Raw genomic sequence first — 16,245 nt, 5'->3', positions numbered from 1 at the left:
CCGTCGCGCGGGCCAGGAGCCGGGAGGTCCCCCGGTTGCCCAACCGCTGCTGCAGGTCGGCCGGCGCCGGTGGGCGCACGCCCGGGGACGCGACCCGCCCGACCACGGGCGGCCGCGGTCGGGCGCCCGGGCGCTGGACGCGCTGCCGTGTGACCGCCATGGACGTCAGGAGCCACCCTTCGTGGCCGCGACCTTCGACGCTGCCGCTGCGGCCTTCACGGCTGCCGCCTTCGTCGCCGCTGCTTTCGAGGACGCTGCCTTCGACGCCGCCCCTCCCGCCTTCGTGGTCACCGGCTTCGACGCTGCCGCTGCCGCGGTGGTGTCGGTCATCTCAGCTGTCTTCGTCGCAGTTGCCCGACGGTGCGTCCGGCAGCACTCGATCGGCTTGACGTACTTGCGACCCGTGGAGTCGACCTGGCTCAGCGTGTAGCCGGACTCGCACCCGTCGTCGGGCGCCGGGATGACGGTGACGCACGCCAGCAGCACCCAGCTGCGCTCGGCGCAGCATCGCTCGGCGCAGGCAGTCAGGCACGCGCACTCGTCCTCGGCGTCCTCGTCGGCGCCTGCGTCCATCGTGCCGGCCACCGCCTTCGTCTTCGGCGAACCTGAGCCCGCTCCGGCGTCGTCCTTGGCGCGGTCCTTGGCGTTGTCCACCGTCGTCTCGCACACGTGGTCACGCACGTCGTCCAGCCCGGTCCGGTCGACCGCCTTGATGAGGACCTGGTCCCGCACCCGGTTGCAGTCGTCGTGGGCTCCCTCGGAGCACCCGCACCCGCCACCACTGCCGCCACCACAGCCGCCACCGCACCCGCCACCGCACCCGCCGCCGCAGGACCGTCGAGAGGCGTCCTCGGACGTCGCCCGACGCATCAGGATGCAGAGCGTGCGGGGCTCGGTCTCACAGGCACACGGGTCGGGAGTGAGGTCGAGCACCACCTCGCGGCAGAGCTCGAGAGGGTAGCCGTGGCAGTCGACCATCACGCCCGGACGGATGCGGACGCACGCCCGCTCCTCGTCCGGCTGGACGACTTCCAGGCCGCACACGATGCCGCAGCCGAGGTAGGAACGCAGCACCACCTGCAGTAGCGAGACCGGGAACATCATGGCTGCGGTGAGGGCGTCGGCGTCGACCAGCTGGCCATCGCGGAACTGGACGCGCTCGGTCGAGGTGGGCACGAGCCTCTGGGGGTCGGCAGTGGTCTGGGTGCTCATCACGATTCTCCTGTTCGTGTCGATTCGTTCTGGCCCGGCGCGCCCCCGGAGTCGTACGGCGCACGTTTCCCGACCTCGAAGGCCCAGATCAGGTCGTCGCCGGGGCGGCGCTGGCAGCGCGTGCAGTCGACGTCGGTGGGTACGGCGTCGAGCATGTGGCCGCAGTCGTCCCTGAGGAGCTGGCCGCGGAGGGTGATCTCTAGCCGGAAGCCGCCGGTCAGCGACGACCTCCTGCCGGTGACCTCGGCGGCGAGCCACTCGCTGTCGGCGACCAGCTGCACGCCGCGCGCCACCTCGCCGACGAGCTCGAGCGGGCGCACCTCGATCGGGACGCGCCCCGACTCCCAGTAGTCCGCCAGCTCCTCCTGCCTGAAGGCGGTCAGGAGCACGGATGCCGTGGTCAGCGTGTCGGCCCGGACGGGACGGGTGAACCAGATCGCGAACCCGTCCGCGGCGCGGCTCTCGTCGCCGACTTGGACGCGGGTCGAGAACTCGTCCCAGGGAACGCCGCCGGGCGGCCCGGTCCACTCCGACCAGGAGACCCTCTCGACACGGGGAAGGGTGACGTCGCAGCAGTTGAGCAGCTCCAGCAAGAGCGGGTTCCGGTAGACGTGGGGCACGGGTGAGCACTCGTCCGTGCAGACCTCCTCGATCACGAGACAGCGCGCGTCGGGCGCCGACGAGCCGGTGCCTCGGGCCCTCGTGTGGCCCGCGACTGGGGTGGCGTCGGGCTTCCCGCCCCGCTCGCGGATCTCCACGCACGCGATCGGGACACCCGCGGCCGGGTCGTAGCACCAGGAGCCGCACCGCGTCGCCCGCAGGGAGCCCGGACGCTCGCACGCGTGATCGAGGTCCTTCGACCGGTCGGGCACCTTCCCCCTCACCGACCCGATCCTGCGACGGACGTAGTCGGTCCGGGACAGGCACTCGCCCTCCGGCAGCGGAGGACACCTGTCATCGTGCGGCTCGCATCCGTGCTGCAGCGTGTAGACGACGTCGTACTCGCGCCACTGGGGACCGGTGCCGCCGCACGAGTCACCATGAGGCGGATCGAGGCGCTCGGCGTGGTGCGCGACGAGCGTGTACCTGCCGCCGGACTTCGGTGGCGGGCCCTCGACGTCGTTGAGGGAGAGCCAGCGATCATCGGTGCGCAGCATCCGTCCGAAGGGGTCGAGCGCCACCCCGCAGCCGACGAGGAGGCGTTTCCTCGGCTGCTGGCCGTCGCGGCCGAGCTCCCGGACCTCCACGCCGAAGCCGGAGACGACGCCCCACCCGTGGAGGGCGAGGTTGAGGACCCGTTGGCGCTCGAGCTCGTCGTCCAACGCGGCGTTGAGGCGAGCGGCGTCGAGGAGCTGTCGGGGAGCGAACAACGGTCGCTTCGACCAGGGCTCGTGGTGTGCGGCGACGGTGGTGTTCATGATCGGCTCCTTGGTGGTGGGGCGTCGTCAGGTCAGGTGGGTCGGGTCGTCGCCCAGCACCGCGGCGTCGAGCACGGCGACTCCGGTGGTGGGCGCCGGGAGGGACCAGGCGCCGAGCTCCGTGCTGGCGCCGAGACGCCAGTGCTCGTCGCCGTGGAGGCGGGAGTCCGGTCCGTCCGAGGGGGACCCGGCGAGGTGCAGGTCGACGCCGATCGCCCGGGAGCCGGACAGGCCCGGCCCCGGTCGGTCGTCGATGAGGACGCGGCAATGGGCGGGCGCGAACACGGTGAGGATGCGGTCGACGATCGGACGCGTTGCGGCGCGCTCATCGGCGGGCAGCTCGACGCGGATCTCGACGAGTCCGTTGCGCTCGTCGATCACGCGTCCCGGGTCGACGCATGGGACGCCGAGCGGGCTCTCGCCGAGGATCGCGGCGCCGGCATGGAACGGCTGCGGCATCGCACCAGCGACGACGGTGTCGACGCCCAGCCGGGCACCGATGGGCCGACCGGCGCGTGGGAGGAACCACCACGCCGCCTCGTCGCCATGGTCGCGCACGCGGACGGTGCTCCCGGTCACGATCTCGAGCGCACGCACGAGGGCGCCTGGGGTGCCCCGGTCCTGCTGGAGCCGCGGCAGCTCGCGCAGGAGCGCGCGTCGCCGGTCCGGGACGAGATCCTCGAGGAGCGGCATGCCGAGCCACCCGAGCAGCACCGTCGTCCACTCATCGTCCGCCGTCGCGGGGTCGATCCGCGCCGGCAGCCTGTCAATGCGCGCGTCGAGCCCGTCGAGGAGCACCTCGAACGGGGCGAGCAGCCGCCGCAGCTGGGAGGCCGAGGCCGCGTCCTCGCAGTAGACGGCCGGGAGGTCGTCGAGGAGCGACGTCGACGGGTACGACACGTGCAGGCCGGCGAGGGTCGGTGGCTCGGCCCCGACCGCGGTCGTGAGGGTGACCCGCACCCAGAGGTACGGCTCGGGTCGGTCGATCGTCGCCGCCAGCCGCTCGGCCACAGTGACCGCGCCGTCGTCGACCTGTGCCGACTCGTAGACCACGCGGTCCTGCGTGTGCCACAGGAGCAGCGAGTCGAGCGCCGCCAGCCGGTCCCCGGGGGAGAGGCTGGCGTCGGCGAGGACGGAACCGGTCTCCTGGACGACCGCCTCCTGGTCCGTCGCCGCCCACGCCAGCTCCAACGTCGTACCCCATGGCAGGGCGACGTCGACCTCGGCACGGTTCCAGCCCCCGAGCATCTTGCCGCGCCGCCCTCCCGGACGGCTCCGGCCCAGCGGGGAGTGCAGCGCCGGCGTCACGAAGGTGGAGACCCGCCGTGTGGTCGAGGTGGACGACGGGTCGAGCAGTGCGAGACCACCGGCACCGACGAGTGCCAGCTGCTGACCGGCGACCACGGCCGACACGGGTCCGAACCCGCGGGGCAGCTCGACGACGTGCCGCTCGTCCTGGTCGCCGTCGATCGTGATGATCTCCACCACGGCGCCGGCGTCGTCGGCACGCAGCAGGACCACGCGGTGCTCGCGATCGAGAGCGACCGCGAGCACGTCGGGACCGGCCGCCAGGGGCACCGGTCGCACGTCGGCGGTCGGGTGAGGACGGACGAGCACAGCCACGCGCGACGACCGCGACGGTACGACGACGACCCTGCCGTCCGGAGCGGCCGCCACAGTGCCGGTGAGGTCGCCGGCGAGCGGCACCCGAAGCGGGCGGCCGACCACGGCGCCCCAGCAGTCGAGGTGGACCAGCGTCAAGCAGCCCGACTGCCGCGCCACGAGCACCCAGATCCCGTCGGCACCGTCGCGGCACACGCCGATCGGACGCAGGTCCGTCCCCGCCACGTGGTGCGTGGTGACGCCCAGTCGTTGCAGGTCGTGCGCGTCATGACGCTCCACGCCGCGTGGCGTCGCCAGCCAGAGCAGGCCACCGTTGATCGCCAGCGCCACCGGAGTCGGGCCGCGGACCAGCCTGCCCACCTCCGCGACGCCTAGGTCCTCCCACCGTCGTACGGACCGGTCACCCGGACGCACCCACACCAGGCGACCACAGGCGTCGACGGCGGTCCGTGCGCCGCCGTCCGCCGGGCCGGACCCCTGCAGCGGCAGCGCCCGGAGAGCGTCCAGCGGACGCACGGCACCACCGTGCACCCTCAGCCCATCGCGAAGTCCGGCACGCCACTGGGCCTCGGTGGCGAAGTGGTAGGCGAGGTCCGGCGAGCGACTCATGGCCTCAACACCTCCAGCAGCAGGTCGGGTTCCCCGAGCACCGCGACCTCGTCCGGATGAAGGACGATCGGCCCCTCGCCGCGCGGCTCCCCCGACCGACTGATCGCGCAGGACTCGACCGCGAGCACGCCTTCGCACCCGATCGCGAGTGAGGCCACCTCCTCGCACGTGACCGTCCTGCCGAGGGGCCACGGAGCGACGGCGTCGTCGCGACCGACGTCGGTGAACCGGGCCAGCAACCGCCCGGTGACCCGGGCCCGCACGGCATCCGGCAGGACACCTGGGTCCACCCGGACGGTCAGGTCCACGGCCACTTCCGCAACGACATGGCCTGCGATGACGAGCCGCTCGCCGAGCACCCGCCGGTCGGCGAGCAAGCGACGGACCGCGGCCAGGTACGCCGGTCGAGCCGACGCCGCGGGATCCTGGCTGCGCCGCTGTGGGATGACGACGAGGGTCCTGGTGCCGTCGGTCCGCCGGTCCGGTACGTACGGGTGGAATCCGTCGATCACCTCGGCGCGAGCCACCGCGAACCCGGGCAGGGCGCGGGCGGCGATCGCGAGCTCGTCGTCGGTGAGCAGCGCGTGGCGCTCGGTGGCCGTGCTCCGGGCCGTCGCCAGCAGATCAGCGAGGTCGGACGGCCCCTGGCCGCCATCGATCGGGGCGATGTTGGTCGCGAAGGCCGGGCCGTCCGATCCGAGGGCCGGGAGATGCCACGTGAGCCCTGCGCGGACGCGGGCCCGGTCGCCCCGCGTCCGGGTGATCGGGCCGCGCTGGATCGCCGACTCACGGGGCGGGACGCGACCGTTGACGCCGTTGCCGAACACGATCTCGCTCGCCCCGCGGACGAACACGCGGTCATCGGGTCCGGCGTTCTCCAGCGTCGGTATCTGCTGCCACACCTCTTCTCCGACCCGGATCTCGAGGGCATCGGCATCGACCAGATCGGTGCTGTCGAACGCCACCGACTGGTCGGGCAGGCCGGTGCCGGGGGGGACGAACGTGGCGGCCACCTCGGTGGCCTGCTGGACGACGGGGAGCACGTTGAGCGCGACCCGGGTGATCCGCCGCTCGAGGGGCACCAGGTCGGCGTCGAGCACCAGCCGGAGCTCGGACGGATCGGGCGACGCGCTGGTGTCGTCGCTGGGCACGCGGACGACCAAGGCACCCGCGCACGCCAGCGCTGCGGTGTCGTCGGTGACCACGTCGGCGCGAGCCCACGCCTCGTTGCCGCGCCGATGCTCGACACGGAGGGGACCCCATCGGTGCTTGCCGGAATCGGGGGGCGGTCCGGGTGGCGGCTCGACGACGAAGCCGATCGACACCTGTGCCGGCGGCACGGCGACCAGCGGCCGGTCGAAGCGCAGGACGAGGGTCGCCCGACCGCCAGGGGCCGAAGGGACGAGTGAGAACGGCGTGGTGCGCTCGCCCTCGTGGGCGATGACCACGGGTTCGTCGCTGCCGCCACCACCGACGACGAGCTCGGTGAGTCGCGCCGGCGAGAGATGGAGCGTCGTCGACAGCTGGAACGGCAGGTCCGGGTCCGTCGCGCAGGTCACCCCCGTGCCCACCGCGACCACTCGTTCGGCGTCGATCGACCGCCGCGGCCAGAGCAGCCCGCGGGCCGGGGAGGGACCGTGAGCCCGCGCGTCCAGCAGGGCGGCGAATGCCTCGAGGTGGTGATCGCCGACGAAGCCGGTGCGATACACCTGCTGGTCGATGATCCACGCCAGGAGGTCGAGCAGGGTGATGCCCGGGTCGTGCAGGTTGTGGTCGGTCCACTCGGGTGCGTATCGCGGGATCAGACCGCGGGCGCGCTCGACGAGCTGCTCGAAGGTCGTGGTGTCGAGGTCGGGAACGATGGAGGTCATGGGTCGACCACCAGCTCGACCTGGACGTCCACGTCCGCCGCCGCGGCCCAGACCAGACCGTCGGCCGGCATGTCCGCGAGCGCACGCCCGTCGACGCGGCGAAGCTCGACGCCGTCCACCCGGTCGATGCCGTCGACCGCGCCGAGGGTCCGCAGCACGTCGCTCTCCCAGAGACGGCGCCCGAACGGCCACCCGCTGCCGTCCGGTCCCCCGTCCGAGGGGTGCAGCAGCGCGAGGAGCCCGTCCGTGGCGGCCTGCTCGACCTGCGCGGCGAGCGCGGCCGAGGCCCGCAGCCTCGCGGTCACCGCGACGGCGACGTACGTCGGTGGCTCGACGACGAGCCGGCGAGGGGGGAGGCCGCCCCACCCGGCGGAGCGCAGCCTCCGTGCCACGGCAGTCCGAAGGGCGAGCGTCGGCATCGGGCGACGGGTACCGTCGCGGACGACGATCGCCACCCGGATCGGGTCACCTGCGCGCGTGGGCGGGGTACAGCGGGCGCGGACGACCTGTGCCGCGGCCGCGACGGCCTGGGACTCGTAATCGGCAGCCGAGACGACCCGGCCCGCGGTGCGCAGGCGTGCAGGCGCATTGTGCAGGAGCGCGACCGGGCTCGGACTGTCGACTCCCCCGGCCGCGTCCACCGGCAGCACCGCCGACTCGATGCCCTCCAGCGCCGACTTCACCGCCACGGCGCTCCACGCGGCCGCGTTCCCGCCTGCTCCCCCGCCTTGCTGGTAGCGGAAGGCGCGGACCGCGTCGCTCCCGGCCGGCGGGACCTTCCCCTGCCGTCCGTCGCCGAAGGACACCCGCCCGGTCCCCGGATCGAGCCGGTACGCACGGGCGTCCCCATCGGTGCCGATGAAGGAGTCGACGCGGCGCCAGAGCACCCAGGCTCCGTCGACACCCGGCACCGTCGCGACGACCGGCGGTGCCTCAGCCGGGCGACCGGTGATCCGGATGGAAGGGCGGCGCTCCTCCTCGAGCGCCTCCCGCTCGTCCTCGCTCAGCTCCTCGCGCACCCGGAGCTCCACGGTCTCCGGCAGGACCGGGACCTCGGCGAGCTCGAGGACGAGCGAGGGCTCGCCCAAGCTGGAGCCGAGGATCTCCTGGACGACGGTCCTCGCCTGCGTGGCAGGTACGCCGTTCACGAACAGGCCGCGCACCACCGGCCGCCACGCGCCGGAATCCATGCCCTCCGCGTCGGGCGCGGGTCGGAGCCGCAGCCAGAAGCCGTCCCGGCCGAAACGCGTTGCCCGGGCGAGCGGCGTCGACAGGAAGACCTGGACGAGGCCGGTGCGGCGGAGCGCGTCGCTCTCGTCCTCGACGGTCGCGCGCCGCCATCCACCAGCGGTCAACGCTTCCACCGCGAGGGTCCCAGGGATGGGCTGGTCGTCGGCCACCGCGAGGAGCACCAGCGGACTCACAGGCTGGCGGCTCAGGCCCACGTAGATCGCCGGACCATCGACTCCGGGGTCGATGTCGCGGGCGCCCACGAACAGGCGGAAGCGTGCCTGGTCGGCAGCGCTGGCCCCCGTCTGGTCGAGAGCGGCCAGGTTGTCGACGACCAGGACGCTCTCCGGCGCCGTCTCACCGTCGAGGACGAATCTCGCCTCGATCGACTCGATCTCCGGCGGGTGCAGGTCGCTCGTGTCGACGCTCGTCGACTGGGTGACGGTGGTCCCGACCGTCGTCGACGTGACGACGTACTTCGGTCGCCCGTAGTCGCCGCCCACCAGCCGGGCCCGGATCCAGAGGTCCTCCCGACCCCCGATCTCGGTGGCAGCCAGGGTGGCCGGCACCCGGAACGAGATCGTTCCACTCGTCGCCAGCTCTCGGGTCCCGTCGACGAACCCGCTCTCCAGCAGGCGCCACCCGTCGCCGTCGAAGAACTCCCACGAGAGCGCCGGATTGTCGTAGCCGCGCTCGAGCGCTCGCACGGTCCACTCCCCCACGGTCGGGTCGCCGAGCACCTCCGCAGCTGCCCGCGTCGGAGTCGTCGTCCACGGCTGTCCCAGCCGCCACCACCGACCGCTGGTGCTCAGCGAGTCGGCGGCTACGACGTGCTGGCGGGGATTGCCGTCGGTGAATCGGACGACATCGCCGTCCTCGACGGCCGGAGTCACGTGCACCAGCGTCCGGATGTCGGCCGCCTCCACGGGCGCGAGGGCGCTGAGCTGCCGCGTCGGGGTGTACGTCACGTGAGCGTTGACCGGGACGCCCGTCAGAGGAGGGTCCAGGGTCGCGACCCGGCGTACCGGCGCCGTGAGATCGGTGATGACGGTGACGTGGTACGAGCGGTCGCCGATGAACAGCCAGTGGTCGATCTGAGTCGTCTGGTCGGTGTCGTCCAGCTGCAGTTGTCCGCTGCTTCGCGCCGTGCCGTCGAGGTCCTCGACGGCGGCGTCCACACGCCGGAGGAATCGGTACTGCTGGGCCCCGCGGAGGCCACCCGGGACCTCGTAGACGCGGTCGGGCACATGCGTGATCCTGGACGCCTCGAGCTCCGTGGTCCCGGGCGCCGAGCCGCCCACGAGGTCCAGGTAGTGGGAGGACTCCGGCTCGTTGCGGATGACCAGCCCGTCGCGGAGCACTGTGCTCACCTCCTCGTCCGGGAGCTGGTCCACAGTGGCCGCCACCAGTGCCTCGCCGGTCGCGGGGAGGACCAGGAGTGGTCTCGCCGATCCCGGTTCCGCCGGCGTCTCGACGATCACCAGGTCGGTGGGCGGCTGATCGGTCGTGTCCCGTGGCAGCATCGAGCGGTCGGCCGACCCTTCGTCGAACCAGACGAGCACCGAGCGGTGGCCCAGGTTGTCGCGGGCCACGGCCGCGGTGACCGGTTGCGTCGTGGACGGCTTCCACGGCTGTGTCCCGACCTGCACGGAGCTCCCCGCCACGGCGGAGAACCCTGGGCTCGCGGCGACGCGCACATCACCACCGGCTCCGTCGGTCGGTCCCCACCAGCCGGCCACACCGTGGTTGGTATCGGCCCACGCCACCCAGAGGTGGGTGTGACCGTCCGGGAGCCGCACGTGGGTGGCGGCCGGGCGTACGTCGGCGCGGGCGCTCGCAGTGGGCAGCTGCTTCCAGGTGACCCCGAGGCCCGCGGGCGCCGTTCCCAGGCGCCCGAACCACACCGTCCCGTCCTCAGCGGCAAGGACGACGTCGGTCCCACCCTGCCCCGGCGCCCGACTCACGGGAACGAGCGAAACACCCTGGTCGAGGTCGGGACCGGTCCCCGAGGTCGCCACGGTCACCCAGGACGGGGCTGGTCCACCGGCCCCGATCGGGAAGGCCTGGAGCTGGCCGCCATCCACTCGGAGAAGGCCGACGGTGCTCGAGCCGCCCGCGCCGGCGGTCGGCACCAGCACCAGGTCGCGGATGGGGGTCTCGAGGTCAGCGGGGAGCTGCTGCCACGCGCCGGTGAACTGACCGACGATCCCGATGTACCAGAGCTTCCCATCGCGATCGCGGGCCACGAGGAGGTCCAGGACCAACGACCCGAACGAGGTGCCCACGCTCGCGGCGAGCATCCCGGCCGACCCGTCCAGCAGCACCGGCGGACCCTCGGGGCTCACCGGGGTGGGCAGCCCCCGCCATCGCACGTCGGACTCGGCCGAGATGGTGAGGGAGTAGGGCAGGCCGTTGGCACCGATCCCGTACGCGGTCGTGCCCGACGGGCCGACCTGCCGGTTCAGAGGCGCCACGAGCGTGAGCAGCGAGGCGTCGGCGAGGCGGACCTCCAGGTCGACGCGGGCACCCGGCTTGGAGAGGGCCTCCGGCGCCGCGAGCGAGAAGATGTCGAAGCGGGCTGGCGTCGGCCCGAAGGGCAGGAACCGCCCGGTCACGGCCAGCGGCGCGGCATTGTGGAAGGCGTTGGTGATGGTGGTGCTGCCAACCAGCGCCGACGGAGTCGCGGGCGCAGGCGGCGCCTCGGACGCGACCCGCAGCGCGACGTGGTCGACTGGGGCCGTGACGTCGACGGTCGCGATCGGCACCGGGTGCACGATCCGGAGCCAGCGGTTCTTCCGGCCGTCGACGGCGACCTTCTCCACGGTTCCCGTCCATCGCTTGCGCAGGGTCAGCGTGGTGGACGAACCCCCGACGAGCTCGAGTGCGTGCCACGCCGGTGCGTCGGCGCCCTTCAGGGTGCCCCACATCGCGTACTGGAGGTCGAGCCGCGCCAGCTGCCGGGCGAGGCCGGCCGGCGTGAGCACGAGCTCGATCCGTGCCGGCTGTTCGAGGTTCAGCAGCGAGCTGTGACCCACGTACACCGCGTGCTCCTGGAGGTTGCGCAGGGTGAAGGTCTCCAGCGCCTCGATGCGATCGAGCTGGGTCGCGGCGGGGACCGCGGACTCCAAGGGGTCGTGCAGGGTCACCAGGTCACGGTCCACGCCGGCGACGCGATAGGCCGAACCCAGGATGCGGACCTGGTCGCCCGGCTCCAGCCCGATCGCCGGGGCGACCTGCAGCACCGTGCTGCCCGCCGAAGCAGCCGTCACCACTTGGTGACCCGCGACGGGCTCTGGCGGCGGCTCGGTGGACACCACCCGTCCGGGTGCTCGCTCGAGGTGGTCGGCGCCGGGGTCGACCGCGATCACGTCGGTGATCCGGAGCGGGCTGGACTGCAGTGCCCGCACCGTCTCGAAGACGACCTCCTGGTCGCCGACGGTCACGCCGACCTGCGTCCGAGGGGGGATGTACGTCGCCGAGGACCGCGACTCCTCGGGAACGAGGACCAGTGCGGCGGTCGCGGCCTGAGGTGACGGCGACGGGATGTCGAGGGTGTCGGCGAAGGCCAGTGCGTCACGCTCGGCGGTGCGGTCGAGCTGGGTCGTGGTCACCTCGGCGAGGGCTGCCGCGATCTCGAGGAGAGCACGCCCGAAGGAGTCCGGCGCTGTCGCGACCTCCCACCCGGGCGTGGTGGCCGCCCCCACCCGGTCGAGCTCGGCACGCAGCTGCCCGGCCCGTCGTGGGTCCGTGCCCGGCAGTGACCTGGCCATCGTCCTCACGCCTCCCGGAAGTAGAAGGGGTAGACGTAGTTGCCGGTCTGGTTGGTCGCCCGCACGCGGTAGTCGATCTCGACGTCCAGCCGGCCGACGTCCAGGGCCCGGGTCCCGACGGCGACGCGCAGGACCTCGATCCGGGCCTCGTAGGTCCGCAGTGCGTCCTCCACCTCGCGTCGTAGCCGGGTGATCAGCTGCGTGCTGACCGCGGCGAACACCAGGTCGTGGATGCCGCACCCGAAGTCCGGTCGCATGACCCGCTCACCCTTGGCAGTCGCGAGGATCAGCTGGATCGACTGTCGGACGTCGTCGTCGCCGCTCACCGCGCCGATCGCGCCCGCGTCGATCGTGACCGGGAAGGCCCACCCGGTCCCGCGGAAGTCGTACGACGACAGCTCGGTCATGGCTACCCGATCAACACCGTCGGAGCACCCGCGGCGATCACGTTCGGGGCGCTCGCCTCGACCACCTGGTCGCCCTGCCGGGCCGCTGGGAGGCCGCCGATGAGAACGGTGGCGCTCCCCATCGCCACCACGCCACCGACGTGGGGCTTGGGTCCATCGGAGAGCGGGCACGTGTGGGCGTCCGATCCCGCCCGCCATGCCGGCATGCCGCCGACGAGCACGGTTGCCGAGCCCGGCCCCGGTCCCAACGGCGTGCCGTGACTGGTCTGGTCACCGACCCGTGCAGCTGGCTGTCCCATCGTTCCTCCTAGTTGATCTGGACCGTCGCGCCCTTGAGCGTGAGCGTGCCCGTCGCCGTGACCTCCGCAGAGGCGTCGGCGTCGACAGAGACCGTCGAGGCCTTCAGGGAGACCTCCTGCGAGGCCGTGATCTCGATCGTTCCGGAGGACCCGATCGAGATGGAGTTCCCGTTGCCCGCGTCGATGAGGACACCGTCGTTGTCGAGCCGTATGTGGGCGCCGTCCTTCAGCGCGAGGTCGATCTCCGGTGCCGCCTCGTCGTCGACGAAACGCAGCCGGTGTCCCGATCGGCTGTGGATCAGTCGCTCGTTGTTCTTGCCGTCGTCGTTGGACGTCGGCGGCTTCGCCTTGCCGTTCCACAGCGAGCCGAGCACGTAGAGGTGCGACGGGTCGCCCGCCTCGGCGATGACGAGCACCTCGTCGTCGACCTCGGGGAGGAAGTACGTGCCCCGAGCGTCTCCGCCCATCGGCACTGCCAGCCGGGCCCAGTAGCTGGTGGACCCGTCCTCGTACCACGGCAGGCGCACCCGCACCCGGGCCAGCCCGTCCGGGTCCTGGTTGTCGGTCACCACGCCCGCCATCGGACCGCTGAGGTAGCCGTCTGCCTCGCGCTCGGTCTGGTCGCTGCCACCGAAGATGCCGTGCATCACACCGTCGTCTCCTGCACCTTGAACGACGTGCTGTAGCCGCCGCCGTCGAGCTTGTGGGTGGCCTCGGAGACCCAGTACGTCTTGCTGAAACCTCGGCCCATGCCACCGAGCTCGATGTTGACGTCGGGGACGATCTCGGGCAGGCCGATGCACTCACCACTGCCGGTGACGAAGTCCTGGGCCCGCTCGTCGAGGATCGCCTTCGCGCGCTCGTCCGCCTCGGCCTGGGTGTGGACAGGAGCCCGGACGCTCAGGACCGGCGAGGACGAGAGCGCCTTGACGACCCGCTCGGCACCGCTGGAGGCCCGGGAGTCGCGACCGGTCTCGTCGCCGCGCTTCGCGGTGCCCACGATCTCCTTCCCCTCGGTGGCCGACCTGCCGTGCACCTGGACCTCGGTGACCTGACGAGCGAGGTTGGCCTCGGGGGCGAACGAGACGAGCCCGAAGCCCCACGAGAGCGACACGACGGCGCTGTCCTGGCTGTGCCGACGACCGAAGTAGAGCTGGTCCCCACGCATGTAGAACGTCGCCTGGTTGCGCTCGGCCAGGAGCTCGATGAACGCCATGTCCGTCTGCTGGCTCTGGTCGATGCGCGGCCTGACCGGCTCGGTGCGCTCGGGATCGGCCGCGACCCCGCGGCTCCGGGCGACGTCGGTGACGGCGTCGCTGTCGCGCCGGCCCTCCCAGTTCCTGGTGCTCTTGCCGATCGTCAACGGGTAGAGCGCGTCGAATCCCTTGATCGTCAGCTCCGGCGTCCCTCCGGACGTGAAGCTCGTCGAGAGCTCGGTCACCAGACCCGACAGCTCGACGGCGGGGCCGGAACCGTAGCCGAGACGGACCCGCACCGGGCTCCCGAACGCGAAGAGCTCGAACAGGTCGATCGGCCGGTCACCGCGCATCGCCTCGAACTCGCGGCGCTCGAGGTCGAACGCGTTGGCGACGGTCAGGGAGAACTGACCCGGCGTGCGCTCCTTCAGGTCCAGCTGCACGCTGGACACGGTGAGGAACAGGTCGCGTACGACGTCGCGCTCCCCCACCGTGACGGTGAAGGTCGGCACGTAGAAGTCCGCGTGCTCCCCCGCCAGCTCGTCAAGCGCCTTGGCTGCCACGCCGCACCTCCACCGTCTCGTCGTCGAGGGGCGGGAGCACCAGGACGGTCCCTGTCGCCAGCCGGCGCGGGTCGTCGATCCGGTTGGCCCGGGCGATCGTGCGCCAGTGGGCAACGTCGCCGTACTCGCGGTCGGCGAGCAGCCACAGGCTGTCCGGGCCTTCGACCACCCGGTGCTTGGTCTTGTCGGCCGAGTTGCGCCGCGGCTGCTCCAGCTGGTCCTGGATGGTGCGGTACTGCGTGAACGTGACCGAGAGCGTCGCGCGGACCGGCGTGCCGTCGGCGCGGAACATCGTGAACCTCTGGGTCACCTTCTCGATGACGGCGTCGAAGAGGAACACCCCCCACGAGAACCGGACGGTCGGCGGTGCATGGAGGTCGCCGTCGATGTGGACCAGGTCCGTGAGCTGGCGGGTGAGCTCCGACACGTCCTCGCCGCCACCGTCGGTGTAGGTGTCGAACAGCAGGTCCATGGTGAGGACCTGCGCGTTTCCGTTGACGAACTGGGTGATGGGGTTGTCGAGGCCGGGCGGGGCGGTCTGCCCGAAGCTGGCGGAGTGCTCGACGCTGTACTCGGTGGGGTTGAAGAGCACCTCGACGATCGTGCCCTGCGCGCTCCCCGCGAGGACCTCGACCGTTGCTCGTGTCAGCTGCTGCCGCATGGCGACCTCACGCCCGCCCGCGACGCTCGCGCTCGGTGCGGGCGCGCTTCTCGAACCGACGCCAGAGCTCACGGTCGAGGTGGTCGATGTCGATGGTCGGATGCGCCGCGGGTGCGTCGAGAGAAGGCGTCGACGGCCGCGCCGGCGTCGTGACCTGTGACGACGGCTGCTGACGGTAGACGGTCGCGACCGGGGCGACGTGCGGAGCGTGACGCAGCTCCTGCCGGGCCGGCCTACCTAGCGCGAGCTCGACGCGTGGCATCGCGCGGCGCGCCGTGGGACCGGGGGGTCCGCCGGCGTCTCGCATCCCCGCCCGATCCCGTGCCGGCAGCTCCAGGGCCTTCCGTCGTGGGTGGAGGTGCTCGGTGAGGTCGAGCCCGCGTCGACGGCGGCGGGCCGAGATCTCGCCGGTGTATGCCGGACCCGGTCGGCGGCCCGGAGCAGACGTGGGGACGTCGCTCGACCACCAGCCGGTGGTCGCCCGCGGCCCGACGGGGGCTGGGCTCGGCACACTGGTGGTCGCGCCGGACCAGACAGGCGGCCGGTCGACCGAACTCGACGGAGCGGGCGTCGCGCGTCGTGAGAGCAGCTGCGCAACCGTGGTGCGATGCACCAGCAACGCGGTCGGCCGCCCCGGCCAGGGCGCCGCCTGGGCCCGGCGCTCGTGCACGACAACCGACCGTGCGGCCGTGCCTCGGGTCCCGGTTGCACGCTGACGACCATCGGCGGCCGGTCGCTCGGGACGGTCCACCACCGCGGCGGCGGCGAGGAACTGCTGGAGGACCACCGTGAAACGCGGCGCCAGCGTGACGGTGACCTGGTCACCGGCACGAATCGTCTGCCGTGGAGCGGCGGGCTCTGGTCGCGACGGACCTCGGAAGACGAGCGCGACCGGGCGGCGTCGTACCCGCCGGTGCCGGAGTGGCCGGCCAGCGAGCCGGAACGGGAGTGCCGGGGGGTTCATTGGCGCCTGATCCCGTGGTGCACGAGCTCGACCGACTCGGTGGCGATCGACCCGGACACCGCGTCGAGGTCGGCGCCGGACCACTTCGAGGGAAAGGCACCCTGACAGACCCAGCGCCACGCCTGCTGGCCGGACTCGTCGAGAAGCTCGATGGTGATGTCCCGCCGGGTGACCGAACCGTCGATCACCTCCTGGTGCCAGTCCCACAGCGTCGACTCGACGAGGCCACGCTGCAGGGTGAGCGGCGGGAAGGTCGTCTGGACGACCAGCTGGTGCTCGAAGTCGTTCACGCCGCCCTCGCGGTACGGCTCGACGGTCGTGGTCCTCTCCATGCCTCCCACCGAGCGGAACCCGCCCTGCACGAGTCCTTGGATCTCGATCCGGAAGCGGAAGGCCCGGTAGGGGTCGGGGCGCGCCATGAC

12 protein-coding genes are annotated in these 16,245 nt (G+C 72.4%); all 12 read right to left on the bottom strand.

From position 1 onward, the window contains the following. Positions 1-165: 165 nt before the first annotated feature. Positions 166-1,212, bottom strand: a complete 1,047-nt coding sequence (locus J2X46_RS16440; RefSeq protein WP_310252430.1) for a hypothetical protein — start codon at positions 1,210-1,212, stop codon at positions 166-168. Continuing rightward, entirely contained in the window at positions 1,212-2,630 is a 1,419-nt protein-coding gene (locus tag J2X46_RS16435) for a hypothetical protein (protein WP_310252428.1), read from the bottom strand. Before J2X46_RS16435 ends, J2X46_RS16440 begins: the two co-directional genes overlap by 1 nt. Positions 2,631-2,657: 27 nt before the next feature. Beyond that, complete coding sequence (locus J2X46_RS16430) at positions 2,658-4,862, bottom strand: phage tail protein (protein ID WP_310252426.1); 2,205 nt, start codon at positions 4,860-4,862, stop codon at positions 2,658-2,660. Continuing rightward, positions 4,859-6,733, bottom strand: a complete 1,875-nt coding sequence (locus J2X46_RS16425) for a hypothetical protein (protein WP_310252424.1) — start codon at positions 6,731-6,733, stop codon at positions 4,859-4,861. The genes J2X46_RS16430 and J2X46_RS16425 overlap by 4 nt, the downstream gene beginning before the upstream one ends. Next, positions 6,730-11,733, bottom strand: a complete 5,004-nt coding sequence (locus tag J2X46_RS16420; protein WP_310252422.1) for a hypothetical protein — start codon at positions 11,731-11,733, stop codon at positions 6,730-6,732. The genes J2X46_RS16425 and J2X46_RS16420 overlap by 4 nt, the downstream gene beginning before the upstream one ends. Before the next feature lie 5 nt (positions 11,734-11,738). Next, entirely contained in the window at positions 11,739-12,140 is a 402-nt protein-coding gene (locus J2X46_RS16415) for a GPW/gp25 family protein (protein ID WP_310252420.1), read from the bottom strand. Between the two features lie 2 nt (positions 12,141-12,142). After that, the gene (locus J2X46_RS16410; RefSeq protein WP_310252418.1) at positions 12,143-12,439 is read right to left on the bottom strand and encodes a PAAR domain-containing protein; all 297 of its coding nucleotides are present in this window, start codon (positions 12,437-12,439) and stop codon (positions 12,143-12,145) included. A gap of 8 nt (positions 12,440-12,447) precedes the next feature. Next, complete coding sequence (locus tag J2X46_RS16405) at positions 12,448-13,086, bottom strand: phage baseplate assembly protein V (protein WP_310252416.1); 639 nt, start codon at positions 13,084-13,086, stop codon at positions 12,448-12,450. After that, the gene (locus J2X46_RS16400) at positions 13,086-14,198 is read right to left on the bottom strand and encodes a contractile injection system protein, VgrG/Pvc8 family (protein WP_310252414.1); all 1,113 of its coding nucleotides are present in this window, start codon (positions 14,196-14,198) and stop codon (positions 13,086-13,088) included. The genes J2X46_RS16405 and J2X46_RS16400 overlap by 1 nt, the downstream gene beginning before the upstream one ends. Continuing rightward, entirely contained in the window at positions 14,179-14,859 is a 681-nt protein-coding gene (locus J2X46_RS16395; protein ID WP_310252412.1) for a hypothetical protein, read from the bottom strand. The genes J2X46_RS16400 and J2X46_RS16395 overlap by 20 nt, the downstream gene beginning before the upstream one ends. Before the next feature lie 7 nt (positions 14,860-14,866). Next, the gene (locus J2X46_RS16390; protein WP_310252411.1) at positions 14,867-15,121 is read right to left on the bottom strand and encodes a hypothetical protein; all 255 of its coding nucleotides are present in this window, start codon (positions 15,119-15,121) and stop codon (positions 14,867-14,869) included. A gap of 698 nt (positions 15,122-15,819) precedes the next feature. After that, complete coding sequence (locus tag J2X46_RS16385) at positions 15,820-16,242, bottom strand: phage tail protein (protein ID WP_310252410.1); 423 nt, start codon at positions 16,240-16,242, stop codon at positions 15,820-15,822. Positions 16,243-16,245: the final 3 nt, after the last annotated feature.

Source organism: Nocardioides sp. BE266, assembly GCF_031457855.1.
Taxonomy (GTDB): Bacteria; Actinomycetota; Actinomycetes; order Propionibacteriales; family Nocardioidaceae; genus Nocardioides.
Note: the sequence above shows the minus strand (reverse complement) of the source record. Positions and strands in the feature narration are given on the sequence as shown.